24 protein-coding genes are annotated in these 25,895 nt (G+C 61.5%); 10 read left to right on the forward strand and 14 right to left on the reverse strand.

Annotation, left to right across the window (positions count from 1 at the left end; translation table 11 throughout):
- The first annotated feature begins 23 nt into the window (after window positions 1–23).
- The 7 genes from SIC14_RS08720 (at window position 24) to SIC14_RS08750 (ending at window position 7,594) form a co-directional block, all read left to right on the forward strand.
- Window positions 24–800 (forward strand): ChaN family lipoprotein, encoded by a 777-nt coding sequence (locus tag SIC14_RS08720; protein ID WP_412565434.1) that lies wholly within the window; start codon window positions 24–26, stop codon window positions 798–800.
- Window positions 801–887: 87 nt separating this feature from the next.
- Complete coding sequence (gene coaBC, locus SIC14_RS08725) at window positions 888–2,084, forward strand: bifunctional phosphopantothenoylcysteine decarboxylase/phosphopantothenate--cysteine ligase CoaBC (RefSeq protein ID WP_412565435.1); 1,197 nt, start codon at window positions 888–890, stop codon at window positions 2,082–2,084.
- A gap of 50 nt (window positions 2,085–2,134) precedes the next feature.
- Window positions 2,135–2,599 carry a dUTP diphosphatase gene (dut, locus tag SIC14_RS08730; protein WP_412565436.1) on the forward strand — a complete coding sequence of 155 codons (465 nt, stop codon included), beginning with the start codon at window positions 2,135–2,137 and terminating at the stop codon, window positions 2,597–2,599.
- An 18-nt stretch (window positions 2,600–2,617) separates the two neighbouring features.
- Window positions 2,618–3,670, forward strand: a complete 1,053-nt coding sequence (locus SIC14_RS08735) for a HesA/MoeB/ThiF family protein (RefSeq protein WP_412565437.1) — start codon at window positions 2,618–2,620, stop codon at window positions 3,668–3,670.
- Window positions 3,671–3,743: 73 nt separating this feature from the next.
- Window positions 3,744–4,529 (forward strand): transporter substrate-binding domain-containing protein, encoded by a 786-nt coding sequence (locus tag SIC14_RS08740; RefSeq protein WP_412565438.1) that lies wholly within the window; start codon window positions 3,744–3,746, stop codon window positions 4,527–4,529.
- Window positions 4,530–4,601: 72 nt separating this feature from the next.
- Window positions 4,602–5,399, forward strand: a complete 798-nt coding sequence (locus tag SIC14_RS08745) for an amino acid ABC transporter permease (protein WP_412565439.1) — start codon at window positions 4,602–4,604, stop codon at window positions 5,397–5,399.
- Window positions 5,400–5,584: 185 nt separating this feature from the next.
- A complete protein-coding gene (locus tag SIC14_RS08750; protein ID WP_412565440.1) occupies window positions 5,585–7,594 on the forward strand; it encodes a M3 family metallopeptidase in 2,010 nt (669 codons plus the stop codon).
- A gap of 155 nt (window positions 7,595–7,749) precedes the next feature.
- On the opposite strand, the gene SIC14_RS08755 is transcribed toward SIC14_RS08750, so the two are convergent.
- The 6 genes from SIC14_RS08755 to SIC14_RS08780 form a co-directional block, all read right to left on the reverse strand.
- The gene (locus tag SIC14_RS08755; RefSeq protein WP_412565441.1) at window positions 7,750–8,316 is read right to left on the reverse strand and encodes an NYN domain-containing protein; all 567 of its coding nucleotides are present in this window, start codon (window positions 8,314–8,316) and stop codon (window positions 7,750–7,752) included.
- 12 nt (window positions 8,317–8,328) lie between these two features.
- On the reverse strand, window positions 8,329–9,825 hold the full coding sequence (locus tag SIC14_RS08760) for a phosphomannomutase/phosphoglucomutase (protein WP_412565442.1): 1,497 nt from the start codon (window positions 9,823–9,825) through the stop codon (window positions 8,329–8,331).
- A gap of 163 nt (window positions 9,826–9,988) precedes the next feature.
- On the reverse strand, window positions 9,989–12,034 hold the full coding sequence (locus SIC14_RS08765) for a capsule biosynthesis protein (protein WP_412565443.1): 2,046 nt from the start codon (window positions 12,032–12,034) through the stop codon (window positions 9,989–9,991).
- The gene (locus tag SIC14_RS08770) at window positions 12,012–12,671 is read right to left on the reverse strand and encodes an ABC transporter ATP-binding protein (RefSeq protein WP_412565444.1); all 660 of its coding nucleotides are present in this window, start codon (window positions 12,669–12,671) and stop codon (window positions 12,012–12,014) included. Before SIC14_RS08770 ends, SIC14_RS08765 begins: the two co-directional genes overlap by 23 nt.
- Before the next feature lie 202 nt (window positions 12,672–12,873).
- Window positions 12,874–14,121: a Na+/H+ antiporter NhaA gene (locus tag SIC14_RS08775; RefSeq protein ID WP_412565445.1), complete on the reverse strand. Its 1,248-nt coding sequence runs from the start codon at window positions 14,119–14,121 to the stop codon at window positions 12,874–12,876.
- 108 nt (window positions 14,122–14,229) lie between these two features.
- Complete coding sequence (locus SIC14_RS08780) at window positions 14,230–14,847, reverse strand: uracil-DNA glycosylase family protein (RefSeq protein ID WP_412565446.1); 618 nt, start codon at window positions 14,845–14,847, stop codon at window positions 14,230–14,232.
- A gap of 84 nt (window positions 14,848–14,931) precedes the next feature.
- Between SIC14_RS08780 and SIC14_RS08785 the strand changes: the two genes are divergently transcribed.
- Window positions 14,932–15,732 carry an SseB family protein gene (locus SIC14_RS08785; RefSeq protein WP_412565447.1) on the forward strand — a complete coding sequence of 267 codons (801 nt, stop codon included), beginning with the start codon at window positions 14,932–14,934 and terminating at the stop codon, window positions 15,730–15,732.
- Window positions 15,733–15,849: 117 nt separating this feature from the next.
- On the opposite strand, the gene SIC14_RS08790 is transcribed toward SIC14_RS08785, so the two are convergent.
- A complete protein-coding gene (locus SIC14_RS08790; RefSeq protein WP_412565448.1) occupies window positions 15,850–16,779 on the reverse strand; it encodes a 2-hydroxyacid dehydrogenase in 930 nt (309 codons plus the stop codon).
- Window positions 16,776–17,186, reverse strand: a complete 411-nt coding sequence (locus tag SIC14_RS08795; RefSeq protein ID WP_412565449.1) for a VOC family protein — start codon at window positions 17,184–17,186, stop codon at window positions 16,776–16,778. The genes SIC14_RS08790 and SIC14_RS08795 overlap by 4 nt, the downstream gene beginning before the upstream one ends.
- Window positions 17,187–17,278: 92 nt before the next feature.
- On the opposite strand from SIC14_RS08795, the gene SIC14_RS08800 reads away from it, so the two are divergent.
- On the forward strand, window positions 17,279–18,115 hold the full coding sequence (locus SIC14_RS08800) for a LysR family transcriptional regulator (protein ID WP_412565450.1): 837 nt from the start codon (window positions 17,279–17,281) through the stop codon (window positions 18,113–18,115).
- A 3-nt stretch (window positions 18,116–18,118) separates the two neighbouring features.
- Here the strand turns inward: SIC14_RS08800 and rodA are convergent, their stop codons facing one another.
- Genes rodA through SIC14_RS08825 form a run of 5 tightly spaced genes read right to left on the reverse strand, consistent with a single transcriptional unit; the run spans window position 18,119 to window position 23,828 of the window.
- Window positions 18,119–19,258, reverse strand: coding sequence for a rod shape-determining protein RodA (gene rodA, locus SIC14_RS08805; protein WP_412565451.1), 1,140 nt, complete (start codon window positions 19,256–19,258; stop codon window positions 18,119–18,121).
- Window positions 19,255–21,198 carry a penicillin-binding protein 2 gene (mrdA, locus tag SIC14_RS08810; protein WP_412565452.1) on the reverse strand — a complete coding sequence of 648 codons (1,944 nt, stop codon included), beginning with the start codon at window positions 21,196–21,198 and terminating at the stop codon, window positions 19,255–19,257. The genes rodA and mrdA overlap by 4 nt, the downstream gene beginning before the upstream one ends.
- Window positions 21,195–21,734, reverse strand: coding sequence for a rod shape-determining protein MreD (locus tag SIC14_RS08815; protein WP_412565453.1), 540 nt, complete (start codon window positions 21,732–21,734; stop codon window positions 21,195–21,197). The genes mrdA and SIC14_RS08815 overlap by 4 nt, the downstream gene beginning before the upstream one ends.
- Window positions 21,731–22,750: a rod shape-determining protein MreC gene (gene mreC, locus SIC14_RS08820; RefSeq protein ID WP_412565454.1), complete on the reverse strand. Its 1,020-nt coding sequence runs from the start codon at window positions 22,748–22,750 to the stop codon at window positions 21,731–21,733. Before mreC ends, SIC14_RS08815 begins: the two co-directional genes overlap by 4 nt.
- Window positions 22,751–22,781: 31 nt before the next feature.
- Complete coding sequence (locus SIC14_RS08825; RefSeq protein ID WP_058243310.1) at window positions 22,782–23,828, reverse strand: rod shape-determining protein; 1,047 nt, start codon at window positions 23,826–23,828, stop codon at window positions 22,782–22,784.
- 282 nt (window positions 23,829–24,110) lie between these two features.
- Here SIC14_RS08825 and SIC14_RS08830 point away from each other — a divergent pair, with 282 nt between their 5' ends.
- Window positions 24,111–24,899: a 23S rRNA (adenine(2030)-N(6))-methyltransferase RlmJ gene (locus SIC14_RS08830; RefSeq protein ID WP_412565455.1), complete on the forward strand. Its 789-nt coding sequence runs from the start codon at window positions 24,111–24,113 to the stop codon at window positions 24,897–24,899.
- A 12-nt stretch (window positions 24,900–24,911) separates the two neighbouring features.
- On the opposite strand, the gene SIC14_RS08835 is transcribed toward SIC14_RS08830, so the two are convergent.
- A complete protein-coding gene (locus SIC14_RS08835) occupies window positions 24,912–25,775 on the reverse strand; it encodes a zinc-ribbon domain-containing protein (RefSeq protein WP_412565456.1) in 864 nt (287 codons plus the stop codon).
- Window positions 25,776–25,895: the final 120 nt, after the last annotated feature.

Below are 25,895 nucleotides of genomic sequence, written 5' to 3' on the forward strand. Positions count from 1 at the left end.
CAGCGTTTGCAGCACTGACTGCTTTGACAATTTATACAACCGTGGCCCCGCCGCTCCTTGCAGAAGGGGCGGCGGATGCTGTTTGGAACGGCGTTGACATCGCCGTTCTGGGAGAGGTGCATGACAACCCTGCTCACCATCTGGAGCAGGCGCGTTTGACCACACTGATTGCGCCGAAAGCTCTGGTCTTTGAGATGTTGACCGAAGCACAGGTTGCGGCGGCAGGGGCGGATCATCAGGATATGGCGGGATTGGCGGCGGCGCTGGGCTGGGCTGAAACCGGCTGGCCGGCGTTTGATCTTTATGCCCCGATCTTTGCGGGGGCCCCGGATGCGGTGCTTTACGGGGCCGGGTTGCCGCGTGCGGCGGCACGGGCGGCCATGTCGGACGGGGTGGTGGCTAGTTTTGGGGCAGAAGCCGCCGCCTTCGGCCTGACAAGCCCACTGCCAGTGGCCCAGCAAGAAGCGCGGCTTCAGCTGCAGGCGGATGCGCATTGCGGTGCTTTGCCAGAGGACATGCTGCCGATGATGGTGGATCTGCAACGCCTGCGTGATGCCCATCTGGCGCGGGCGGCGGTTGCAGCGTTCACCGAAACTGGCGGGCCGGTGGTGATAATCACCGGCAACGGCCATGCCCGCACAGATTGGGGTGCAACGGCACTAATCCGGGTGGTGCAGCCCGACCTGACCGTGGTCGCGCTGGGGCAGGGGGAGGAGGGCATACCAGCCACAGGTGTATTTGACGTCCATGCTGATGCTGCGGGCGTCGATCGGGGTGATCCCTGCGACGCATTTCGCTAGCGGGCAGCACACGGGCTGCCCTTGTCCTCCGTCCCCCATCACCCTACTGTCGGCCGAAGTGAATGCAGCGGTCATGCGGGGGATAGGATGCTGAACGGCAAACGCATTTTGTTGATTATCGGCGGCGGGATCGCAGCCTTCAAATTGCCCGAGCTGATCCGCCGCCTGCGCGAGCGTGGGGCCTCGGTCACGCCGGTTCTGACCAAAGCGGCGCAGGAATTTGTCACCCCTCTGACCATCGGCTCACTGGCTGGGGAGAAGGTTTACACCGACCTCTTCGATCTGACCGATGAGGCTGAGATGGGCCATATCCAGCTGTCCCGTGTGGCGGACCTGGTGGTGGTCGCCCCGGCGACAGCCGACCTGATGGCAAAGATGGCGCAGGGGCAGGCGAACGATCTGGCCTCGACGCTGTTGCTGGCGACGGACACGCCGGTGATGATCGCGCCTGCAATGAATGTGCGCATGTGGGAGCATCCGGCCACCCAGCGCAATCTTGCCCTGCTGCAAGGTGACAGGATCACGGTGTTGGGCCCGAATGAGGGCGACATGGCCTGTGGCGAATATGGGCCCGGCCGGATGGTCGAGCCTATGGAAATTCTGGCTGGTATCGAGGCGGCCCTGTCCAACGGGCCGCTCAAAGGCAAACGGGTGCTGGTGACCTCAGGTCCGACCCATGAACCGATTGATCCCGTGCGCTATATTGCCAACCGTTCGTCTGGGGCGCAGGGCACGGCCATTGCCAAGGCGCTGATGGCGCTGGGGGCAGAGGTGGTTTTTGTGACCGGTCCCGCAGATGTCGCACCGCCCGAAGGGGTTGAACTGCACCGGGTTGAGAGTGCAAATGACATGCTCACGGCAGTAGAGGCCGCCCTGCCGGTGGATGCCGGTGTCTTTGCGGCTGCGGTGGCGGATTGGCGTGTTGCCTCGGCCTCAGGCTCGAAGATCAAGAAGCAGAACGGCAAGCTGCCGGTACTGGAATTTGCCGAAAACCCCGACATTCTGGCCACGATCAGCCAGCTGGAGGCAGGGCGCCCGCCGCTGGTGGTGGGCTTTGCCGCTGAAACGGATGACGTCATCGCCAACGCAACGGCCAAACGGCAGCGCAAGGGCTGTGACTGGATCGTTGCCAATGACGTCAGCCCCGAGACCGGGATTATGGGCGGCAATGAAAACGCCGTGACCCTGATTTCAGAGACCGGATCAGAGGCCTGGCCGCGCATGGGCAAGGATGCGGTGGCTGTGAAACTGGCAGAACGGATCGCTGCAGCGCTGCAGGGGTGAAGGCAAATGCCTTCGGCGAGAGTATTTGGGATCATTGAAAGAGCGTGAACATGGTTGAAATAGCGTTGAGCTGGCTGCCGGAGGCGGACACAACTTTGGGCCTGCCAGCCTATGCCACCCAAGGGGCGGCGGGCGCGGATCTGCGGGCGAACTTTGGCCCTGATCTGCGTGAGGCGGGGCTGGAATTGGCGCCGGGGGCACGTGCCTTGGTGCCGACAGGGCTGCGCATGGCGATCCCCGCAGGCTATGAGGTGCAGCTGCGGCCCCGGTCCGGGCTGGCGCTGAAACATGGCATCACTTTGCCCAACAGCCCCGGCACCATCGACAGCGATTATCGCGGCCCACTGGGCGTCATTGTCATGAATGCCGGTCAGGAGGCTTTCCAGATTAATCACGGCGACCGCATCGCGCAGATGATTGTTGCGCCGGTGGTTATGGCCTCCTTTGCGGTGGTGGAAGATCTGGAAGACACGGCGCGTGGTGCTGGCGGCTTTGGCTCTACCGGGCGCGGGTAAGCAAGGGAGAGGCGAGCGATGTTTCTGGTACTGGCACTGGCGGCGCTGATTTGGGGCATTGGGCATCTGCTGCACGCCCCCAAGATGATGGTGCGTTTGATGCTGGCCCTGCTGTGGCTGGCGGTGGTGCTGTTGCAGCTGACCTTGCCGGATGGCCATGCGTTGCGCGAAGCAACCGGTGGCTCGGCGGCGCTGTGGTTGCTGCTGGCAGGGGCGGCTGTGCTGGTCTGGGTTTACCGGATGGGTCTGGGCAAGTTGAAAGCGCGGGTTGCGACTGAGGCGGCAGAGGCTTCTGACGACAAGCCCAAGCCAACGTTTTCCGAGACAGAGCTGAACCGCTACGCCCGCCATATCATCATGCGTGAAGTGGGCGGTGCGGGCCAGAAACGGCTGAAGAATGCCAAAGTGCTGGTGATCGGCGCAGGCGGCCTTGGCTCCCCTGCATTGCTGTATCTGGCCGCGGCAGGGGTGGGCACCATCGGGGTGATTGATGACGATGAGGTCGATAACTCCAACCTGCAGCGGCAGGTGATCCACAACGATGCCGATATCGGCCTGCCCAAGGTGTTCTCTGCCGAGAAAGCCATGAAGGCGCAGAACCCGTTCATCGAGGTGCGCCCTTACCAACGCAGGTTGGAGGCCGAGACGGCTGCAGATCTGTTTGCAGAGTATGACATTGTTCTGGATGGCACCGATAATTTCGACACCCGCTATCTGGCCAACCGGATCTGTGTTGAACAGGGCAAGCCGCTGATTTCTGGCGCTTTGTCGCAGTGGGAGGGGCAAGTGAGCGTCTTCCACCCCCAAAAAGGCGGCCCCTGTTACCAATGTGTTTTCCCCGAAGCGCCCGCTGCGGGGCTGGCGCCCAGCTGCGCTGAAGCTGGGGTGATTGCGCCGCTGCCCGGGGTGATTGGCACGATGATGGCGGTGGAATGTATGAAGCTGATCACCCGCGCCGGATCGGTCTTGCGCGGGGAAATGATGATTTATGACGCTTTATGGGGCGAAACCCGTAAATTCACGGTACATCCACGCGATGATTGCCCGATTTGTGGCAAAACGGGTGGTTGAGTGCGGCGCTGTTATCGCTAAAACAGTTACGGACGCCGGACCGGTTTCGGCCTGACTTGAGAGAGGATTTGAGATGAAATTTGTTCTGTCGATGGTGGCCGCGCTGGGCCTGACCTCCACCGCTATGGCCGCAGATCTGCCGGATCTTGGTGGTAAAGAAGTGGTGGTTGTCACCGAAAACGCCTACCCGCCGCTGCAGTTTGTCGATCCTTCGACCGGTGAGGCGATCGGCTGGGAATATGACGCCATGGCCGAGATCGCCAAGCGCATCAACATCACTGTGGTTTACGAAAACATCAGCTGGGACGCGATGATCCCTGCTGTGTCCGAGGGCCAATTTGACCTAGGGATGACTGGCATCACCATCCGTGAGGACCGCAAAGAGAAGGTCGACTTCTCCGACAAATACCTGACCTCGCAGATGCGTATGATCGTGGCAGGGGATGAGACCCGTTTTGATGATGCCAAAAGTTTTGCCGCCAATGCCGACCTGTTGGCCGGGGCGCAGCCCGGCACCACACCGTTTTATGTGACCGTCTATGACATTCTGGACGGCAATGAAGCCAACCCGCGCATCACCCTGTTTGAAACCTTCGGGGCTGCAGTGCAGGCGCTGCGCGTTGGCGATGTGGATCTGGCCCTGTCCGACAGCACTGCCGCAAACGGCTATGTCGAAGCCTCCAACGGTGGCCTGAAGATCGTCGGCGAGCCGCTGGGCACCGAAGATTTCGGCTTCATCTTCCCAAAAGGCTCGGACCTTGTTGCACCGATCAATGCAGCCATCGCCTCGATGGAGGCAGACGGCACGCTGGAAGGGCTGAACACCAAGTGGTTCCTCGAGTATAAACTGGGCCAGTAAGGTCCGACGACAGCGACGACAGATCCCCGGCCGCCAAGCGCGCGTCGGGGATTTTTCTGAAAGGCAGGCGACATGGGCCCGATCCGCGAAAACAAAGAGGACTTTCCCTGGTGGTTGGTCGTGGTGCTGGCGATTGGCGTTTACCTTGGTTGGCAGGTGGTCAGTGATGACCTTTATGTGCAGATCCTGGGCACCCTGACAAAAGGTGTTCGGCTGACAATCTTTGTGACGCTGGTGAGCTTTGTGCTGGCCTCGGGGCTGGGGCTGTTGCTGGCTGTGGGGGCGGGATCAAAGTACCTGGTGATCCGCCAGCTCTGCCGTTTCTATGTCGAAGTGGTGCGCGGCGTGCCGATCATTGTGCTGCTGCTCTATGTGGCCTTCGCCCTCGCGCCGGCTTTGGTGGAGTTTTACAATTATCTGGCCAATCTTCTGGGGTTGGACCCGATCCGCACCCGCCAGTTCCCGCTGCTGTGGCGGGCCATCATCGCGCTGATGGTTGCCTATAGCGCCTTCATTTCCGAAGTGTTCCGCGCCGGTCTGCAGTCAGTCGACAAGGGCCAGATCGAGGCCGCACAGGCTCTGGGCCTTAGCCGTTGGCAGCGCTTCCGGCTGGTGGTGTTCCCGCAGGCGATCCGCACCATCCTGCCGCCGCTGGGCAATGATTTCGTCGCGCTGGTCAAGGATTCCTCACTGGTGTCGGTGCTGGGGGTGCTGGACGTGACACAGCTGGGTAAGGTCACGGCCGCTAGCAATTTCCGCTATTTCGAGACCTACAATGTGGTGGCGCTCATTTATCTGACGATGACGATTGGTTTGTCATTGCTGCTGCGTCGTCTGGAGCGACACATGCGCCGCAAGGATTTCGGCTGACACCGGCAGCAGGACGGTTGCGCGACCCCGGTATTGGGGTAGGGGCATTGCCCCTCTGCGGTCATTTGCAATGACCACATTCACCCCAGGATATTTCTTCCAAGAAGAAAGCGCGCACGCAATTACGTGAGGCCACTGGACGATTGCCGGTGGCAGGCATAGCTTGCCTGTCAAAGGAGATCTCCATGACCAATCCGTTGCTGTCCGACTGGACCACCCCATTTGAAATCGCCCCCTTTGATCTGATCGAAGACGCTCATTTCGCCCCCGCCTTTGCCGACGCGCTAGAGGCTCATAACGCCGAGATTGCGGCGATTGCCGGCAACGCCGAAGCGCCGACCTTTGCCAACACCGTTGAGGCCCTAGAGGCGGCGGGCGGCGCATTGGACAAGGTCTTGTCGGTGTTTTTCACCGTTGCAGGTGCCGACAGCAATCCGGTGCGGGAAGCGTTGCAGCGCGATTTTTCCCCCAAGATGGCGGCGCATTTCGCGGCGATCTCGTCCAATAAGGCGCTGTTTGCGCGACTTGCAGATCTTTGGGCGCGGCGGGATGATCTGGGCCTGTCAGCAGAGCAGGCCCGTGTCTTGATGCTGACCCATCGCGGTTTTGTCCGGTCTGGCGCGGCACTGGAGGGGCTCGAGGATGCCCGCATGGGGGAAATCAAGGGCCGTTTGGCGACGCTGGGTACCGCGTTCATGCAGAATCTTTTGGCTGATGAGCGCGAGTGGTTCATGGAACTGGGTGAAGAAGATCTGGACGGTTTGCCCGATTTTGCTGTGGAGGCCATGCGTGCGGCGGGTTCTGAAAAGGGCGCGGCCGGACCTGTCGTCACCACGGGCCGGTCGATCATCACCCCGTTCCTGCAGTTCTCCACCCGCCGGGATCTGCGCGAAAAAGCTTATCAGGCCTATGTCGCCCGGGGCGCCAATGGCAATGCCAATGACAACCGTGCCAACGCGGGCGAGGTGTTGGCGTTGCGGCAGGAACGGGCGCAGCTTCTGGGTTATGAAGATTTCGCCAGCTACAAGCTGGAGACCGAAATGGCCAAGACCCCTGACCGGGTTGCAGAGCTGCTGGAAGCCGTTTGGCAACCAGCCAAGGCCCGTGCCGAAGAGGATGCCAAGGTGCTGGCGGCGATGATGCATGCCGACGGGATCAACGGCGATCTGGAGGCCTGGGATTGGCACTATTATGCTGCCAAACGCCGCAAGGCGGAACATGATCTGGATGAGGCGGAGCTGAAGCCCTACCTGCAGCTGGAACGGATGATCGAGGCTTCATTTGCCTGTGCCAATCGCCTGTTTGGTCTGGAGTTCGCGCCGCTGGATGTGCCGCTTTATCATGAAGATTGCCGCGCCTGGGAGGTGACCCGAAACGGGGAACATGTGGCGGTGTTTATTGGCGATTATTTCGCCCGCGGCTCGAAACGGTCGGGGGCCTGGTGTTCGGCGATGCGAGCGCAGGCGCGGTTCCCCAAGGTGCAGGCACCGGTGGTGATGAATGTGTGCAACTTCGCCAAGGGCGACCCCGCGCTTCTGTCTTATGATGATGCGCGCACGCTGTTCCATGAATTTGGCCACGCGCTGCATCAGATGCTGTCCAATGTGACCTATGAAAGCATTTCCGGCACCTCGGTGGCGCGGGACTTTGTGGAACTGCCAAGCCAGCTTTATGAACACTGGCTGGAAGTGCCTGAGGTGCTGCAGGAATTTGCCACCCATGCTGAGACCGGCGAGGCGATGCCGGCCGCGATGCTGGAGAAGGTGCTGGGCGCGGCCAATTTTGATCAGGGGTTCCAGACGGTGGAATATGTGGCCTCCGCCATGGTGGATCTGGCGTTTCATCGGGGGGAGGTCCCGGCGGATCCGATGGCGAAACAGGCGGAGGTTCTGGCGGGGCTCGGCATGCCGAAACAGATCGCCATGCGCCATGCGACGCCGCATTTTGCCCATGTTTTTGCTGGGGACGGCTATTCCTCGGGCTATTATAGCTACATGTGGTCAGAGGTGATGGACGCAGATGCCTTTGCCGCCTTTGAAGAGGCCGGAGGGCCGTTCGATCCAGAAAAGGCCAAGGCGCTGGAGGCGAATATCCTGTCTACCGGCGGGTCCAAAGAGGCCGAGGATCTTTATGTGGCGTTCCGGGGGCGGATGCCTGGGGTTAAGGCGCTGCTGAAGGGACGTGGGCTGGCCTGAGCGCCTGCGACCTTGGGGCGGGGAGGGGCTTTGCCCCTCTGGAGCCATTTGGAATGGCCCCATTCACCCCAGAGTATTTTTCGGATCGATGAAAGGTCACCCCACCAAGAGGTGGCCTTTGTTTTGTAGTCAGCCCAGGACTACGGCGCGGGGACCTATGGTTCCAGATAGAGTGCGCCGTCTTTGAAACCGCCGCGGATCAGTCGGGCGGCATTGGCGGTATCGGGGAACTCTTCCTGCCAGTCACGAAAGCGGTCGTTGGTGACGATTGCCGCACCGGTATCGCGGGCGGCCTCCAGCAGGAAGGGATCGGCAGGAACCCCTTTGGGCGACACCATGACCTGTGCGACGGGCAGGTCCAGCATTTTGGCGAGGCGGGTGTCATTCACAAACCGGTCTGAAATTTTATAGCCGACATTGGCGTCAAAAACGACGCCCGGCGCATAGCCCGCCTGGGCCAGGGTTTGCACCAGCTGTTTCACCAGCACGAGGTCGGGTTCACCGTTGCGCCAATGCAGGACGTTGGAACCATCTATAAGGATCGGTTTGCGCTGGCGTGACCGGCGGGCTTTGACATGAGCTATGCCCCAGACCAGCAACGAGAATGCCGCCGCCCCCAGCAGGGCGGGGCGCGGCAACCTCTCTAGGGCCAAGGAGAGCGAGGGCGGCGCAAAGGCGGCCGCCAGGAAAATCAGGGCGAGAATGACCCAAAGAACGCGCAAAACCAGCGCCGATCAGATCGTCTGATCGTAGTCGCCAACCAGCGGTTCGGTTTTGATGACGGCGTCGATCTCGGCGAAGATGGCGCGCATTTCGGCGTCGCTGTCGCTGCTTTCGCAGACCACCACCAGATTGGGTGTGTTGGAGGAGGCGCGCACCAGCCCCCAGGAACCGTTTTCCAGGATCACCCGGGCGCCGTTCACGGTCACCACCTCTTTGATGGCCTTACCGGCAAAGGGTTCACCCGCATCGGCCTTGGCCACCAGCTTGGCGACCAGACGTTCCAGCACGTCGTATTTCTCTGTGTCAGCGCAATAGGGCGACATGGTGGGGGTGGACCAGGTTTTCGGCAGTGCCTTGCGCAGGTCCGACATCTTCATGTCGGGGTTGCGATCCATCAGCTTGCAGATTTCCACGGCGACGCGCATGCCGTCGTCATAGCCGCGGCCAATGTCACCGGACAGGAAGTAATGGCCGGACTTTTCAAAACCCGCCAGTGCACCCAGGGCGTGGACCCGGCGTTTCATGTGGCTGTGACCGGTTTTCCAGTAGTCAGCTTTGATGTTGTGCTTTTGCAGCTCGGGGTCCGAGGCAAAGAGGCCGGTGGATTTCACATCCGCTACAAAGGTGGAACCAGGGTAAAGCTTGGCCAGATCGCGGGCCATGATGACACCCACCTTATCGGCAAAAATCTCTTCCCCTTCATCATCCACCACGCCGCAGCGGTCGCCATCGCCGTCAAAGCCAAGCGCAAAATCCGCGCCCGAGGCCTTCACGCTGTCTGACATGTCATGCAGCATTTCCATCGCTTCGGGGTTTGGGTTGTAGTTGGGGAAAGTGTAATCCAGCCGGTTGTGGCTATCGACCATTTCAACGCCCAGCCGTTCAAACAACGCAGGACCAAAGGCGGCGGCGGTGCCATTGCCGGAGGCGCAGACGACTTTCAGCTTGCGGGACATTTTGAAATCCCCAACCAGGTCATCCATATAGGCGTCCCAGACGCAATCGACGAATTCATAGGTGCCGCCCTCATGGGGCTGTCCCTTGCCGTTCAGCACAATGTCCTTCAGCTCACCCATTTCATCAGGGCCGTGGGTCAGCGGGCGCTGGAAGCCCATTTTGACACCGGTCCAGCCGTTTGGATTGTGCGAGGCGGTGACCATCGCCACGGCGGGCGCGTCCAGATGGAACTGGCTGAAATAGGCCATCGGGGTGATGCAGGGGCCGATGTCTTTGACCTGGATGCCAGCCTGCATCAGACCAACCACCAGCGCGTTTTTGATCGACAGCGAGTAGTCGCGATAATCGTTGCCCACGGCGATCACCGGTTCCAGCCCGTGCAGGCGCATCTGGGTGCCAATGCCCAGACCCAGCGCGGTCATGCCGGGCAGGTTGATCTCATCGGGGAACTTCCAGCGCGCATCATATTCACGGAAGCCCGTGGGTTTGATCATCGGCAGCTTGAGAAAGTCCCAGGTGTTCGGGGTCACGTCAGGAAGAGGTTTGGTCACAGAATCACTCGCTTCGAAAAGGGTTTCCTTGGGGCGCGTCCCACGGGGCGCTCACTGCAGCAGTTATGCCGAGAAAAATGTTACGTTTCAACAAACCAACTGGCGAAAGGCCAGTGCCAGAAGCGGCCTCTCCTGACCTGATAGGTAGGAGAGGCGGCTGGATTTAGGTCGAGACCTGTTCGCGCAGGATCGAGGCGGTCAGGGAAATCATCAGATAGACCCCTGCCATCACCAGAAACGCCAGAATGGTGTTTTCAAAGGCGCGCGGGTAGGTCGCGGCATCGGGCGCCACCGGGTTCACAGCCGTGGTCAGGTAACGGACCTGACGGTTGGCCTCTAGCGCGGTTTGTTTTTCGTTCTGCAACGCGGATTGCAGGAACAGGTCCGCCGTGGCGAGGTCCGCCTGCGCCATTTGGATTTGCGCGGCCTTGGCCGCCAGCGAGGTGTCGCCGGTTGCCGCATCGTTCAGACGGGCGTTCTGGCGGTCCAACTCGGCCCGCAGCAGGCGCACTTCGGTTTCCAGTGCAGCGACTTTGGGGCGGTTGGGGCGCGGGTTGTTCAGCTGGGTTTGCAGCTGCAGTTCTTTGTCCTGCAGTTGCAGTTCCACGTTGTTGATCAGGGCACGGATCCCCGCCATTTCGCCTTGCGGATCCAACAGGGTGCCTTCTTGCAGCTCAACCAGGTGCTGTTGGGCTGCCTGGCGCTCTTTCTTGGCTTGTTCCAGGCTGGAGGAGGCTTCGCGCATCTGGTCTTCCCGTTTGCGGCGGGACAGTTCATCAACCTTTTCCTCTGCATAGGAAATCAGATGTTCCGAATAGGCGGCGGAAGTTGCGGCATCGGTGGCAACCACTTCCATGTGGATCACCCCTTCGGTCGGGTCATAGCCGATCTTCACGTACCGTTTGTAAAGCTTGTAGGCATCTTCCTGCGAAGCGTCGGGTTCCAGCCGTTTGATCGGGTCGATTTGCGGCTCACTGAAGTGCGAGCGGTAGCCCAAATCGGCGTCCAGCCGCAGCATGGCGTCGCGGGAGGTCAGGAATTTCTGCACTGCAATCGCATCCTGGTTGGTGGCAAACTGGGTGCCCGACAGCAACCCGCCAAGCCCTGAGCCACCGGTGGAATCGGCCTGCAGCACAAGGAATTCGGATTTGGTGGCATAAAGCGGCGTGGCGATGAAATAGAAATACCAGCCCACAATCAGCGTCGGCAGCATTACAAAGAAGGCCAGACGGGTCAGCAGCAGGGTCATCTTGCGCCGACGACGGCGGGCGATGTCCTTCTGGATCTCCATGATTTCCTGTGTGCGGCGTTCGGAGGGGGCCATTTCGGTGGATGGCAGGTTTGTCTGCCCCTGCTGCACCGTCTGCGGCAGTTGGTTGTTGATGGCATCCTGGCCAGCTTCGTCCTGGCCCTGCGGGATGGCCAGCTCCAGCATGCTAGAGCGTTTGAACGGGTCAATGCCATTGGCGCGCAACAGGCGTACAGCGTCAAAATCCGAGGTGGCGGCCAGGCCATGTTTCTGTGCGGCGCGACGGGCGATGCGCAGCTGTCGACCGGTCAGGCCCTCGTTGCGGATGGCATCGATCTGCTGGTCGACCGAGGTTTCCTGGGGCGAAGACACCATCCCCTGCAAGGCCGCCTGTTTCTGGGCGGCTTGCTGTTGTGCTGCCTGCTGTTGTGCAACAGCCTGAGCCTGAGCCTGAGCCTGAGCCTGAGCCTGAGCCTGCATGGCGGCTTGGGCCTGGGCAATCTGCTCGGGCGTGGGTGGGGCTTTGGCTGCGGCCTGACGCGGGGCGACAGGACGACGGGCGGCGTCAGGTTGCGCCGGATTGGCGGGGTGTTGCGGCGCCTGTTGGGGGGCCTGTTGCTGTGCCCGTTGCTGTGCCTGACGTCGGGCGGCAATGTCCGCAAGGCTCTGCGCGTCGCTCGGCGCGGGTTGTGTTTGCTGGGCCTGTTTCGCTGCACGCAGCACATTCACTGGCGCATCATTTGCCGCAGGTTTGGCCGTGGCCGAACGGGCGGGGCGGGCCGGTGAAACGGGCGCCGGTGAAACAGGGGCCGGTTCAGTCTGTTTCGGAGCAGCCTGTTTAGGAACGGCCTGGGCGGGCGCAGCCTGCTGGGGCGCGGCACCGCCTTCGGGAACCTCGGCCTGCGGGGCGTTGCCCCCGCGACGGATACGGAACTTCTTAGCCTTGGGTTTCGTAGTCATAGAGCTGTTTCGCTTCTTCCAAGGTGTCAAACATGTGCAGCTTGCCGCTCATCAGGACGGCCGCTGAACGGGCAAATCTCTGTAACGTCTGCGCTTGGTGCGAGACGATGATCACGGTGGTGTTCTGCAGTCGGTCGCGCAGAATATCCCCCGCCTTTTTGTTGAACTCCACATCGGTCGATCCGGGCATGCCTTCATCGATCAGGTAAAGGTCGAAATCCAGCGCCAGAAGCAGCGCAAAGGAAAACCGGGCACGCATCCCTTGGCTATAGGTGCCAAGCGGCTGGTCGAAGTATTCGCCAAGCCCACAAAGCCAGCGGCAGAAGGCCTCAACATAGTCTGGGTCCAAACCATAGAGACGGGCGATATAACGGCTGTTTTCCACGGCAGAGTGTTTTCCCACAACACCGCCCATGAACCCCAGCGGAAAAGATACGCGGCAACCCCGGCGGATCACACCTTCGTCCGGTTTTTCCAATCCGGCCATCATGTTGATCAGCGTCGTCTTGCCGGTCCCGTTTGGCGCCAAAATGCCCAGCGATTGGCCAAGCTCCACCCGGAAGGAGACCTTTTCAAGGATCACCTTGCGCTGAGTTCCGGTCCAGAAGGACTTACTGACGTTTTCAAACTCAAGCATATGGGCCTATGCGCTCCTGCTCGCCCCAGAAATAATGCACTCGTCTTAAAGCAGAGTTATCTCCTCTCAGAACGGCGCGATTTGGCTTTTGATTAGGGTATGCCACGGGCAAGGGGGCAAAATTAAGGCTAAATGTTGAAAAACCGACACCAAAGGGCGTCGGTTTCTCGGATTGTTTCCAGATTTTGCGGGTTGGAACGGGTTAGAACTCTTGTTTCTGCACCCGTGTCAGTTTCCCGACAACGATGGACAGGACCGCAGCACCAAAGCTGAACAGTGCCCCCATCTTGGCGGCATCCTGCACCGGCCCGGCGTCAAAGGCGACCGAGGCCACGAAGAGCGACACCGTAAAGCCAATCGCCGAGACACAGCCGATTACAAACAGATCCACCGTCCGCATCCCCTGCGGCAGCCCCAGCTTCAGAATATGCGCCCCGACGACGCCAAACAGCAGCACCCCGATGGGCTTGCCCACCACCAGACCGGCCAGAACCAACCAGGTCGGGGCTGCAATTGCGGAGAACTCCACCCCTGCGTTCAGCAGGCCGAAGAAGAACAGCACCACCTCCACCGGATGTTTCAGCGCATGTTCGATGTGGTTCAGCAGATCCGACAGATACTGTTCCGCCTCGCTGAAGATCCCAAAGGCGCGGTCAGCGTGGGGGATGGTCGGCACGATCGGCAGCAGCCCCAATGCGGGGTGAATGCCCGCCTCCTGGAAGCCATACCAGCTGGCGCAGGCCGCAATCAGATAGGGCCAGAACCCCAGTTTCTTGCGCATAAAGGTCGAGTTGGGGCGGGCCTGATTGCCCCGATCCATCCGGCGTGGCAGCCAGTTGAACAGCAGATAGACGGCAATTGCCGCGCCCAGCGACAGCAGCAGCCACTCCGGTGCCAGCTCGCCCGAGGGGTAGAAAATCGCCAGAATGATCAGCCCGGCCGCATCATCAGCAATGGCCAGCAGCAGCAGGAAACGCACCGCCGGATGGCCCGCGCCAAAGACCATGCGCCCTACAAGGTAGGAAAACGCAATGTCGGTGGCGGTGGGAATCGCCCAGCCGTTTTTGACGGCATCGTAGGTCTCGGACCCCAGCGCCAGCGCCAGACCCAGATAGACTGCAATGGGGCCAATCATGCCGCCTGCCGTGGCAAACAGCGGGGTCGCCGCCTTTTTACCGCGCAAGGAGCCGTTTTTCAGGATCACCGCCTCCCAGACTTCCTTGGCCGCAATGGCAAAGAAGAAGGCCATCAGCACGTCATTGACCAGATAATGCAGGGTCAGGGTGCGATGCCCGTCATGGTAATGACCAATGGGCGCGTGGTCCCAGATCACAAACTCGACGAAGTGGTGGTAACTGTCCGGATTGGTGTTGGCCCAGACCAGAGCGATCAACGCCCCAAGGATCAGCAGCAGCGAATAGTTGGTGATGAAGTTCCAGACGCGATACATTGCCTATATGCCCCGTTTCTTTGGATTATCCTTTTGGACTAAACCTTTTGGGTAGGTCGGGCAAGGACAAGCGACCTGAACGGGCAAAAGACCGATGAAAAGCCTCGGTTAATCAAGGGTGTCAGCTGGCGGTGATCCGGGGCTTTGCAGGTGCTGCTGAACAACAGCCCTGAGGGCAGGCAGCAGATCCGTCTCAAACCAAGGGTTCTTGCGCAGCCAGCCTGTGTTGCGCCAGGACGGATGTGGCAGCACAAAGGTTTGGGGCGCATGGCCCCGCCAGGCCTGCACCGTCTCGGTCACGCCTGTTCGTGTTCCAAGATGCAACCGGTGGGCATAGCCCCCCACCAGAATGCGCAGCTGGATATGGGGCAGGCTTTGCTGCACCCGATCTGACCAGGTCTCGGCGCAGATCCTTGGTGGTGGCAGGTCTGATCCTTTGGCGTCATAGCCCGGAAAGCAGAAGGCGGCAGGCACAATGGCGATGCGGCGCTGGTCGTAAAACGCTTCCTCCCCGATCCCCAACCAGTCACGCAACCGCTCCCCCGACGGATCACAGAACGGACGTCCGGCCTGATGGACCCGCAGGCCCGGCGCCTGCCCGGCTATCAGAATGCGGGCCTCGGGCTGGAACCACGGCACGGGGCGGGGAGAATGGGCAGTTTCGGTCGCCGCAAACCGTGCCGCGCAAAGACGGCAGGCACGGATCTCGGCCTGCAGGGGGATCAATTGCTGGCTCCTTCTTCGGTTTGCGCTTGCCCCAAGCTGGCCCGCAGGCTACCGCAGGGCAAGCCTCAACTGACGGGAAATCCGATGTCCGCGACCGATAGCCAGACCGCCCTCGACCTTGCCCATGCTGCCATGATGGCGGATGAAAGCGATGATGCCGCCCGCCTGCGGTTCTATGAACGGCTGGCCGACGGCGAGCTGTTTTTGCTGCTGGCCGAAGAGCCGGTGGATGAAAACGTCACGCCGGAACTGTTTGAACTGTCCGATCACGCCTTTGTGCTGGTGTTTGACCGCGAAGACCGCCTGGCCCAGTTTGTGGGTCGCGAAGCCCCCTATGCAGCCCTGTCGGGACGGGAGATAGCGTCATTGCTGGCCGGTCAGGGCATCGGCCTTGGGGTGAACCTTGATGTGGCACCCTCGTCGATCCTGATTCCGCCCGAAGCGGTGAACTGGCTCAACGAAACGCTTGGACAGGCCCCGGTGGAGGCCGAGGCGCGGATCGAGGAAATCGGCACCCCCGCGGGTCTACCAGAACAGCTGCTGACGGCGCTTGATGCCAAACTGGCCACCGCCACCGGTCTGGCCCACTCCGCTTATCTGGCGGGGGCCACCTATGAAGGCGGCGCGCGCAATCACCTGCTGGCTTTCATCGACGCCGTGCCAGAAGCACAGGACGCCTTGGCCAAAGCGGTCTCCGAAGCGCTGACATTTTCCGGGATCGAAGCCGGCGCGCTTGACGTCAGCTTCCTGCGCAGTTCTGATCCGCTGGCGGCAAAACTGGCACAATGGGGCCTGCGCTTTGACCTGCCCCAGCCCGAAGAGGTGCAGGAGGTCGGTCTTTCCGCCCCCGGCTCTGACCCGGAAAAACCGCCGATCCTCCGGTGACCGACGGATTTTGAGTATTTAGGGATCATTGAAAGCGCCTTTCTTCTTGGCGCAAATATCCTCGGGGTGAGCCGCGCTTTGCGGCGAGGGGGCAAAGCCCCCTGACCTGCCTCACCCTCAATACCCGGCGTTGCGATCCACCAGATAGCGCAGGCGGGCGCCGCGTTCTGACCGGTCGATATTGTCGGCAATCACCTCGGCGGCCGTATCGGGACGGGTTTCGGCGGCGATATGCGGTGTCACAGTGACCTGCGGATGGGACCAATAGGGGTGGTCTGACGGCAGCGGTTCTTCACGAAACACATCCAATGTGGCGCGGGCGATCTGGCCCTGATCCAGCGCCGCCAGCAAGGCGGTGTCGTCAATCAGCGGTCCGCGGCCAGGGTTGATGATGTAGGCGCCTTTTGGCATCCGGGCGAGGCTGTCGGCATTCAGAATGTTTTCGGTGCCTTTGGTCAGCGGCAGCAGCAGCACAAGGATCTGCGCGGTTTCTAGTGCTTGGCGCAGGCCCTTTTCCCCCGACAGGCAGGTGATCCCCGCCACCTCTTTGGGGGAACGGCTCCAGCCGGTGACGGGAAAACCAAGCCCTGCAACAGCCTGCGCGCAGGCGCTGCCCAGCTCTCCGATGCCCAGAATGGTCACAGGCCGGTCGCGTGATAGCGGCGGCAGATGTTTGTCCCAGACCCCGTTCTGGCGTTCCAGATTGTAGTCGATGTCCAGATGGTGCCGCAGCACATGGCCGGTGACCCATTCCACCATGCCCTGCGTCAGGCCAAAATCCACCATCCGGGCCAGCGGCATCGTCAGGGTCTTATTGCCGACAATCGCCTCCACCCCGGCCCAGAGGTTCAGCACCGCCTTGCAACGGGTGTAGGGGGTGAAATCCTGCAGATCCGAGTTCGGGGCGTAGACGATATAGTCCACCTCCTCCGGTGCATGATCCTGGCGCAGATCTACGGTGAGATCAGCGGCTTCAAAGGCTTTGGTCAGGGCGGGGCCATAGCTGTCCCAACGTTCGGGGCGGGCGGCAAATTGCACGTTGATCATGTGGCAAACACCCCATCCATATCGGCAAAACCTTTGATCTCAATCGGGTTGCCTGCGGGATCGTGGAAGAACATGGTGTTTTGCTCGCCCGGTTGACCGGCGAAACGTGTGGTCGGCGCGATGGTGAAATCAACGCCTGACGCGGTCAGCTTAGCGGCCAATGCCTGCCATTGATCCGACGGCAGGATCACCCCCAGATGTGGCATCGGCACCATGTGGTCACCCACCTTGCCAGTGTTGGCGGTGGCAAAGACCGGCCCCAGATGCAGGCTGATCTGATGGCCGAAGAAGTTGAAGTCGACCCAGGTTTCGGTGCTGCGGCCCTCGGCGCAGCCCAGAAGGTCCCCGTAGAAGGCGCGGGCCTTGTCGAGGTCATCGACGTGATAGGCGAGGTGAAAGATGCTCATCGCGTTTGTCCTTTTGTCCGTTGGCCTAGGGATAGCGGCGGGGTGAGGGAAAAGGCTAGCTTGTTTTTGCATCTTCAAAGATAAGGTTTTCTATGGATTTGCGATTTGTTGAAACATTGGTAGTTGCGGTGGAAGAGGCTTCTTTGGCGGCAGCCGCGCGGCGTTTGGGGGTGACCCCAGCAGCGGTGGCGCAGCGGGTGGAGGCGTTGGAGGTCGAATTGCAGGTGCCTCTGCTGGTGCGGGCGGGGCGCGGCATGGCGGCGACGCCGGAATGTAAAGCCCTATTGCCAGAGCTGCGCCGGCTGCTGGCCATTCGCGGCGGGCTGCAGCAGGTGTTGGCGCAGGATCAACTGGTGGGGCCCCTTAGACTGGGCGCAATATCCACCATGCTGAGTGACCACGCGGCGGATCTGGTGCAGGGGCTGAAACAGGCTGCACCCGAAGTGGAACTGACCCTGACGCCGGGGGCCTCGGCAGAGCTTTATGAGGCGTTTGAGCAGCGCCGGTTGGAGGCCGCCTTGCTGGTGGCGCCGCCGTTTGACCTGCCCAAGACGATGCGGTTTGACGTGATCGCAACCCAGCGGATCGGGGTGTTGTCGCCGCAATCCGGCGGCGGGGACCTGCCTTTTCTACTTTATGCGCGGGAGGCCTGGGGTGGGGCGGCGTGTTTCCGTGCTTTGCAACAGCGCTTTGGCAGCCCGCGGGTGCTGGCCGAGATGGACGCGCTGGAAACGATTGCCCAGCTGGTCGAGGACGGGGTTGGCCGCGCCGTGGTGCCGGAATGGGCCGGGTTGCAGCGGCGTCATCCCGGTGCGCGGTTTCAGCCTCTTGCGGTGCAGGGGCGGCAAGTCGGATTGCTGTCCTGGCAGCGCGACGCACGCCGCCCGGTGCAACAGGTGCTGCGGCAGATATTGGGGATTGCGGGGTAGGGCCTATCTGGGCCGGTGGACATGGGCGCTTTGGACCAGTCCGAAGGCGCCTAGCAGGACCAGCATCGATGATCCCCCATAGCTGACCAGCGGCAAAGGCACGCCCACCACGGGGGCCAGCCCCATGACCATCGACATGTTCACCGCAAAGAACAGAAAGAAGGTCACCCCAACCCCGAGGATCAGCAACGAGGAGAACCGGTCTTTGTTCGCCAGCGCAGAGGCGACGCAGAAGATGATGATCAGCAGATAGAGGGTCAGCAGGGAAAAGGCGCCGATGAAACCGAACTCTTCAGCCAGGGTGGTGAAGATGAAATCGGTGTGTTTCTCCGGCAGGAAGTTCAGACGCGACTGGGTGCCCTGCATGAAGCCACGGCCGGTCCAGCCGCCAGAGCCAAGGGCGATTTTTGACTGGGTAATGTGATAGCCCGCGCCCAAGGGGTCACTGGCAGGGTCCAGAAAGGTGTCGATCCGGCGGTACTGATAGTTTTTCAGCAGCTGCCAATCGGTGCCACGGGTCTGGAACACCGCCGTCACCAGCGCCATGCCCAGCCCGATCACGGCGGCGAAATAAGCCCAGTGTACCCCGGCAAAAAACATCACCGCCGCCCCGCCAAAGACCAGCAACAAAGAGGTGCCAAGGTCCGGTTGGTTCAGCACCAGGGCGGTTGGCAGCAGGATCAGCGCCACCGGCACCGCCACCCACAGCGGGTGCGAGGCTTTTTTGACCGGCAGCCAGTCATAATAGGCGGCCAGCAGCATCACCAGGGTGATCTTGGTCATTTCAGAGGGTTGCAGCCGCATGAAGCCCAGGTCAATCCAGCGCTGCGCCCCCATACCAAGCGAGCCGAAGAACTCGACGTATAACAGCAGCGCCAGCGAGGCGAGGTAGGCCACCCCTGCCACATTGCGCCAGAACCAGATCGGGATCATGGCCACAAAGAACAGGACCCCCATTCCAAGCGCAAAGCGTTTCATCTGGGTTTCCGCCCAGGGCTGGAACGATCCGCCCGCCACGGAATAGAGCATCAGGAAGCCGATGCTGCACACCGCCGTCAGCAACAGCACCAGCCCCCAGTTCAAAAACAGAAACTTGCGCAGCCCTGAGGGGACGGATTTGACGGTATACTCAAGATAACTCATGCGCGGTCACTGTCCCGCTTGAGAAACGCGCGCCGTTCGCGGCGCAGCCGTTCCTGTTGCGCTTTCACCTTGGAGCGGGAGGACTTTGGATAGGCCTCCAGCGGTGGTTCCCCGCCGTAGAGCGCCTGCAGGGTGATGTCGCGCGCAATCGGGGCCGCCGCGGTAGAGCCGCCGCCGCCATGTTCAACCACCACCGCAACCGCGTATTTCGGGTCTTTGTAAGGGGCGAAGTTCACAAACAGCGCGTGGTCGCGCCGTTCCCAGGGCAGGTCTTCGTTGCGGGTCACACCGCGACGGCGTTCCTCGGCGGTGATGTTGCGGACCTGGCTGGTGCCGGTTTTGCCCGCCATGCGGAAGGCATCCTCGATAATGCGCGACCCATAGGCGGTGCCTTTGCGGTGGTTCGAGACGGCGTACATCGCGCGGCGCACTTGCTTCAGATGCTCCGGCGCAATGTCCAGTTCCAGATCCTCAGGGCCGACGGCGGGAACACCATCAACCGATTTCACCAGCTTTGGCATCAGGGCTTTTCCAGTGGCCAGACGGGCCGTCATCACTGCCAGCTGCAGCGGCGAGGACAGCACAAACCCTTGCCCGATTGAGGCGTTGACGGAATCGCCGATAACCCATTCCTGACCGTAGGTGCTTTGCTTCCATTCCTTGGTGGGGGCCCGGCCACGGGCCACCGCAGACATCGGCAGATCGTAGCGCTGCCCCAGCCCCAGTTTCTGCGCCATTTCCGAGATCTTCTCAATCCCGACGCGCAGCGCGAGGTCGTAGTAGTAAACGTCACAGCTTTCCCGCAGGGAGGTTTGCAGATCAACATGCCCATGACCGGCGCGTTTCCAGCAGTGGAAGCGACGGTTGGAAATCTCCATATGACCGGGGCAGTAGACGGTTTCTTCCGGCGTGACCGCGCCAGCCTCTAGGGCGGCCAGAACCGTCACCATCTTGAAGGTGGAACCGGGTGGGTAGAGGCCCTGTACCGTTTTGTTGGCCAGCGGGCGGTATTTGTTATCGGTCAGCGCGCGATAATCCGCGACAGAAATCCCGCGCACAAAGAGATTGGGGTCGTAGCTGGGCGCAGAGGCCGAACTGAGGATGTCGCCGCTTTCGCAATCAATCACCACCGCAGCCGCACTTTCGCGACCAAGCCTGGCCTGCACGTAGTTTTGCAGCCGGTGGTCAATGGTCAGCTGCAGGTTGGCGCCAGCCTGTCCTTCGCGGCGGTCCAGTTCGCGCATGACGCGGCCTACGGCATTGACCTCCACCCGTTTGGCCCCGGCTTTGCCGCGCAGCGCCTCTTCTTGTTTGGCCTCCAGACCCACCTTGCCGATCTGGAACCGCGGGATCAGCAGCAGCTGGTCCGGGTCTTCGATTTTCGACAGATCATAGTCAGAGACAGGGCCAACATATCCGGCCACATGGGCGAAATCCGGCCCCAAGGGGTAGGTGCGGGATAGGCCAACCTCGGGTGTGATGCCGGGCAGGGCGGGGGCGTTGACCGAAACACGGCTGATCGCTTCCCAGCTGACCCTGTCGGCAATGGTCACCGGCAGGAAGGGCGGCGAGCGGCGCATCTCAACCTTGGCGCGCTCCAGCTCATCCGGGTCCAGATCCACAATCGCCGACAGCCGTGCCAGAACCGCATCCACATCACCGGCGTCCTCGCGTACGATAGTCAGCCGGTAGCTGGGCTCGTTCTTGGCAATCACCGCGCCGTGGCGGTCAAACAGCTCGCCCCTTGCGGGGGGGATCAGACGGATATTGATCCGGTTTTCCTCGGCCAGCAGGCGGAATTCATCTGCCTGTTCGACCTGCATATAGCGCATCCGCATAGCCAGAATGCCGCCAAAGGCCAGCTGCGCGCCGCCCAGCAACAGCGCGCGTCGGCTGATGCGGCGGGCGCTGTCGGCGTTATCTTTGGTTGGCCGCTTCATAGCTTATGCCCCCATGCGTCCACTTCCCCCGGCGCCACACGGCGCACGCCAAAGAGGTAGTGCGACAGCGCTGCAATCAACGGGTAACACAGAACTGACATCACCAGCTGGATCAGGGTCAGCCCCAATGGTGGGTGCGGCACCACCATGATCGACAGGATCAAACGGTAGCTCAGCATCACCCCCAAAAGCGCCGAGGCCACGGTCAGCCATTCGACTGGAAACCCCTGATCGCGCAGCAGGCGGGACCGGCGTTTCAACGTTTCCGTGGCGACCACCATAATCGCGGCCATCAGACCCGGGGGGCGCTGGAACATCAGGTCCGCCATCAGCGCCACAAAGGCCACCAGATAGGCTGGCAGGTAATCCGGCCGCCGCAGCGCCCAGGCAAACCCGATCAGCACCACCACATCAGGGCCTGTCCAGCGGCGGGGCGTGGTTTCCAGCGGCAGCAGTTGAAAGAAGATCACCGCCAGAGACAGCGCCACATAGGTGGCCTGCATCACCCAAAGTTTGGTGGGGGCCGCGTCGCTCATTGGCTGGCCTCGCTGATCTCCGCGCTGTCCGGGCTGTCGGGACTGGCCGGGTCCGCAGGGGCGGGACGGGCCTGTGGACGGCGAATGCTATCGGGATCACTGGTACGGAACTCCGGCCCCTCCTCCAGCGCATCAAGGGCTTCGTCCAGGGGCGCCCCTTCCGGCACAATCAAAGCGCCAGGATCGGTGATGGTGCGGGTGCCCTGATTGCGCAGCACCCGCAGGAATTTCAATCGTTCGTAATCCGCGGACAGCCGGACCCGCTGGCGGCCCGAAGGATCTTCGGCCATCTGCCCGACCAGCAGGCCGGCGGGAAACACCCCGCCATCGCCCGAGGTCACCACTCGGTCACCGGCCCGCACCAGATCGGGGTTTTCAAGGAAGGTGATCAGCGGCGCTGCCGTGTTGTCCCCCACCATGATCGCTTGCTGCCCCGAGGGTTGCAGCGTGATCGGAATGTGGCTGGAGCTGTCGGTCAGCAGGATCACCCGCGCGGTGGAGTTGCCCACGCCCGAGATGCGCCCGACCAGGCCAATGCCATCCATCGTCGCCCAGCCATCAACGATCCCGTCACGCGCACCGACGTTCAGCAACACCGACTGCCGAAAAGGCGAGCCGCTGTCCGCCAGCACCACACCGGTCACATAAGTTAGACGCGGGTCCAGCCGCACGTTGTTCAGATCCAACAGGCGGGCGTTTTCCTGTTCCAGCTGCAGGGCCGCCTCTTTCCAGGCTTTCATCTGCTGTAATTCGCGGCGCAGTTCCTGGTTTTGCTCAGCGATCCGCTGGTAGCTCTGGAAATCCCGGACCAGGTTCACCGCCCCGGTCACCGGTGCCATCATCCAGTCGAAGGAGGGGACAACCTTGTCCACCACCTGGGCGCGGAACCGTTCGACCCGCGGGCTGTCGATGCGCCAGACAATGAAGAGGCCAATCAAACACAGCACCAGAACCCCTGTCAGCAAACGCTTCAGCGGTCCCAGATAGTCTTCGCTCTGTGAACGGTCTTTGGCCAAGATGCCCCCTTTTCAGGAAAAGGTGGGATGATCAGCTGTCGTAGTCAATCGCGTGGCGCAGCTGCTTTTCATATTCCAGCGCCTTACCGGTGCCCATGGCCACACAGTTCAGGCTTTCGTCTGCGATGGAAACCGACAGGCCGGTCTGTTCACGCAGGGCGAGATCCAGATCACCCAGCAGCGCGCCGCCGCCGGTCAGCATCACACCGCGGTCCACAATATCAGCTGCCAGATCCGGCGGGGTGGCTTCCAGCGCGGTCATCACCGCTTCGCAGATCTGTTGCACCGGTTCGGCCAGCGCTTCGGCAACCTGAGCCTGGCTGATCTCGGTCTCTTTCGGGACACCGTTCAACAGGTCGCGGCCACGGATCTGCATCGAGGCACCCCGGCCATCGTCGGGCATCCGCGCGGTGCCGATGGTGGTTTTGATCCGCTCAGCGGTGCTTTCGCCGACCAAGAGGTTCTGGTTGCGACGCAGGTAGTTGATGATCGCCTCATCCATGCGGTCACCGCCGACACGCACCGAACGGGCGTAAACGATGTCACCCAGCGACAGAACTGCCACTTCGGTCGTACCACCACCGATGTCCACAACCATGTTGCCGGTGGGGTCGGTGATCGGCATACCTGCGCCGATGGCCGCAGCAATCGGTTCTGCAATCAGACCCGCGCGACGTGCGCCAGCCGAGAGAACGGATTGACGGATCGCCCGTTTTTCAACCGGGGTTGCGCCATGCGGAACGCAGACGATGATCTTCGGCTTGGAAAAGGTCGAGCGTTTGTGCACCTTGCGGATGAAGTGTTTGATCATCTCTTCGGCAACGTCGAAATCGGCAATGACACCATCGCGCATCGGGCGGATCGCCTCAATCGAGCCGGGGGTCCGGCCCAGCATCAGCTTGGCGTCTTCGCCCACGGCCAGCACCTTCTTCACGCCGTCTTTGACGTGATAGGCCACCACCGACGGTTCGCTCAGAATAACGCCTTTGCCTTTGACGTAGACCAGCGTGTTTGCCGTGCCCAGGTCGATCGCCATGTCAGACGAAAAAAGGCCCGGCAGATTGTCGATGATTCCCATATGAATGGTGCCCCGTGGTGAGAATTTGTCTTGCAGCGCGCCCCCGTCCACAACCCGTTGATGACCCGAGCCACTGCCGGAGGCAGATTTGCTTATAGGCACCTCTGCGGCATTGGGGAAGGGTGCAACCGGACCCGATCAGCGCCTTTTTGCCAAGGCTGGTCAAAAAGCTGGCAGGCGATTGGCAGGCGGGGGATGGACAGCGGCAGCGCCTGCACCTTATCAGCGGGGATCACCGTTTGGGCGAGGACCTCAGGGCGGGCCTCAGGGAAAGGGCGCAAGATGCTTTCATACCAACATATCTACCACGCCGGAAATCTGGCCGATGTGCAAAAACACGCGCTTTTGTGTGACATGCTGGCCTATCTGACGGTGAAGGACAAACCGCTCAGCTACTTTGAAACCCACGCGGGGCGCGGTCTCTATTCGCTGGAGGCGGCGGAAGCGGTCAAAACCGGTGAGGCCTCGGCTGGGATTGATGCGGTGGAGGCGCTGGGATGGTTTGATCCGGACCACCCTTACGCACAGGCGCTGCAGGCGGTGCGCGATCAGCATGGCGCGCGCAGCTATCCCGGCTCACCCCTGTTGGCGCGGCAGATGCTGCGAGATCAGGACCGCATGTCGCTGGCAGAGCTGCACCCGCAGGAACACGCTGCGCTGGATGATCTGTTTCCCCGCCGGCGGGCCAATGTGGTGAAACAGGACGGCTATCAGATGGTGATGGAGCGCACCCCGCCGGAACCGCGCCGGGGTCTGCTGTTGATTGATCCTGCCTATGAGGTGAAATCCGAATATGAAGCCATCCCCGCCTTTGTCGCCAAGCTGCATCGCAAATGGAACGTCGGCGTCATTGCCATCTGGTATCCGCTGCTGACCACAGGGGCGCACAAGCCGATGCTACAGGCGCTTGAGGCATTGGAATTGCCCAAAGTGCTGCGCCATGAGGTCCGTTTTGGCCCCGCGCGGGAAGGCCACCGGATGATCGGATCGGGCATGTTTGTGGTCAACACGCCCTTCGGAACCGAGGCGGCAGCAAAGCGGCTCTCGGGCTTGTTCAAGTCTTTGAAATAGGGAAGCGGGGCCTTAGCTGCCCTGTTCCGAGGTCATCTGATCTAGGGCTGTCAGCAGCTTGCGCACCTGTTCATCCAGGATCACACGCCCCTGATCCACCGCAGCCACATAAGATGTAATCAGCGGTTCCAGCGCCGGCACCTGCGCCACAATCTGGGGCGCCATGACATAGGCGGCGGTGAATATCGCAAAGATCAGCAGCGCCAGCAGGAACCCGCGGCGGAACCCGCCATTGCCACTTGCCACAGCCTGCTGCGCCAGCTCACGATCGCCGGGCAGCTCATGATCCGCGGCCTCGGCGGGACGGGGATCAGAGGCGGCGCGCAGGGATGAATTGATTTCGTCGATATCGGGCAGCAGATCGCGGCGCGACACAGGGTTGTCTTCGTCCACCAGTTCGGGTTCTGGGGCCGGTGGAGTGTCCGGTTCGCCTTTCATCCGGGCCATCCGTTCGCGGACCTGGCGGGCACGGCGGTCGGCCTCATCCTCGGGCTCGGTCAGACCCAGATCGGGCTGGGTTTCTATGACACCCCCTTCGGCAGCACGGGCGCGGGCCTCGCGCTCGGCCTCTTCACGCAGCACATCTGCGATCGAAGGATCCAGCGTGCGCCGTTGCGGGGTGCTGGGTTCTGGGGCCGGTACAGGTTCAGGCTCTGGTTCGGGGGCGGGTTCAGGCTGCGGCTCTGCGGCCTCCTCCAGCCCCGCCTGCATACCATCCTGCGCAGACAGTTCTTCGCGCAGGCCGGGATCATTGTCGGGGTGATGCTGGTACCAGGTGTCGCCACAGTTCGAGCATTGCACATCGCGCCCCTCGTCGGGGATCACCCCGTCGGGCACCTCATATTGCGCACCGCAATTCGGGCATATCAGACGCATTTCGCCCCTCGCACCAGTTCTGTTCGTATTAACCTCAATGGCGCAACTATATGAGGGAAAAGGCGTTTGGAAAAGTCTAAAGCTCCCAGACGCTTTGTCGGATTGCATCTGGGCCGCCGC

This window comes from Thalassobius sp. MITS945101 (genome assembly GCF_047123305.1).
Lineage (GTDB): Bacteria > Pseudomonadota > Alphaproteobacteria > Rhodobacterales > Rhodobacteraceae > Thalassobius.

What these genes read in the sequence shown, in the direction of transcription:
- rodA (WP_412565451.1), bottom strand. Translation starts at nt 19,258, where the DNA reads ATGAGTTATCTTGAGTATACCGTCAAATCCGTCCCCTCAGGGCTGCGC.
- SIC14_RS08745 (WP_412565439.1), top strand. Translation starts at nt 4,602, where the DNA reads ATGGGCCCGATCCGCGAAAACAAAGAGGACTTTCCCTGGTGGTTGGTC.
- SIC14_RS08735 (WP_412565437.1), top strand. Translation starts at nt 2,618, where the DNA reads ATGTTTCTGGTACTGGCACTGGCGGCGCTGATTTGGGGCATTGGGCAT.
- coaBC (WP_412565435.1), top strand. Translation starts at nt 888, where the DNA reads ATGCTGAACGGCAAACGCATTTTGTTGATTATCGGCGGCGGGATCGCA.
- mrdA (WP_412565452.1), bottom strand. Translation starts at nt 21,198, where the DNA reads ATGAAGCGGCCAACCAAAGATAACGCCGACAGCGCCCGCCGCATCAGC.
- SIC14_RS08795 (WP_412565449.1), bottom strand. Translation starts at nt 17,186, where the DNA reads ATGAGCATCTTTCACCTCGCCTATCACGTCGATGACCTCGACAAGGCC.
- SIC14_RS08765 (WP_412565443.1), bottom strand. Translation starts at nt 12,034, where the DNA reads ATGACTACGAAACCCAAGGCTAAGAAGTTCCGTATCCGTCGCGGGGGC.
- SIC14_RS08785 (WP_412565447.1), top strand. Translation starts at nt 14,932, where the DNA reads ATGTCCGCGACCGATAGCCAGACCGCCCTCGACCTTGCCCATGCTGCC.
- SIC14_RS08740 (WP_412565438.1), top strand. Translation starts at nt 3,744, where the DNA reads ATGAAATTTGTTCTGTCGATGGTGGCCGCGCTGGGCCTGACCTCCACC.
- SIC14_RS08830 (WP_412565455.1), top strand. Translation starts at nt 24,111, where the DNA reads ATGCTTTCATACCAACATATCTACCACGCCGGAAATCTGGCCGATGTG.
- SIC14_RS08775 (WP_412565445.1), bottom strand. Translation starts at nt 14,121, where the DNA reads ATGTATCGCGTCTGGAACTTCATCACCAACTATTCGCTGCTGCTGATC.
- SIC14_RS08750 (WP_412565440.1), top strand. Translation starts at nt 5,585, where the DNA reads ATGACCAATCCGTTGCTGTCCGACTGGACCACCCCATTTGAAATCGCC.
- SIC14_RS08815 (WP_412565453.1), bottom strand. Translation starts at nt 21,734, where the DNA reads ATGAGCGACGCGGCCCCCACCAAACTTTGGGTGATGCAGGCCACCTAT.
- SIC14_RS08770 (WP_412565444.1), bottom strand. Translation starts at nt 12,671, where the DNA reads ATGCTTGAGTTTGAAAACGTCAGTAAGTCCTTCTGGACCGGAACTCAG.
- SIC14_RS08800 (WP_412565450.1), top strand. Translation starts at nt 17,279, where the DNA reads ATGGATTTGCGATTTGTTGAAACATTGGTAGTTGCGGTGGAAGAGGCT.
- dut (WP_412565436.1), top strand. Translation starts at nt 2,135, where the DNA reads ATGGTTGAAATAGCGTTGAGCTGGCTGCCGGAGGCGGACACAACTTTG.
- SIC14_RS08825 (WP_058243310.1), bottom strand. Translation starts at nt 23,828, where the DNA reads ATGGGAATCATCGACAATCTGCCGGGCCTTTTTTCGTCTGACATGGCG.
- SIC14_RS08790 (WP_412565448.1), bottom strand. Translation starts at nt 16,779, where the DNA reads ATGATCAACGTGCAATTTGCCGCCCGCCCCGAACGTTGGGACAGCTAT.
- SIC14_RS08835 (WP_412565456.1), bottom strand. Translation starts at nt 25,775, where the DNA reads ATGCGTCTGATATGCCCGAATTGCGGTGCGCAATATGAGGTGCCCGAC.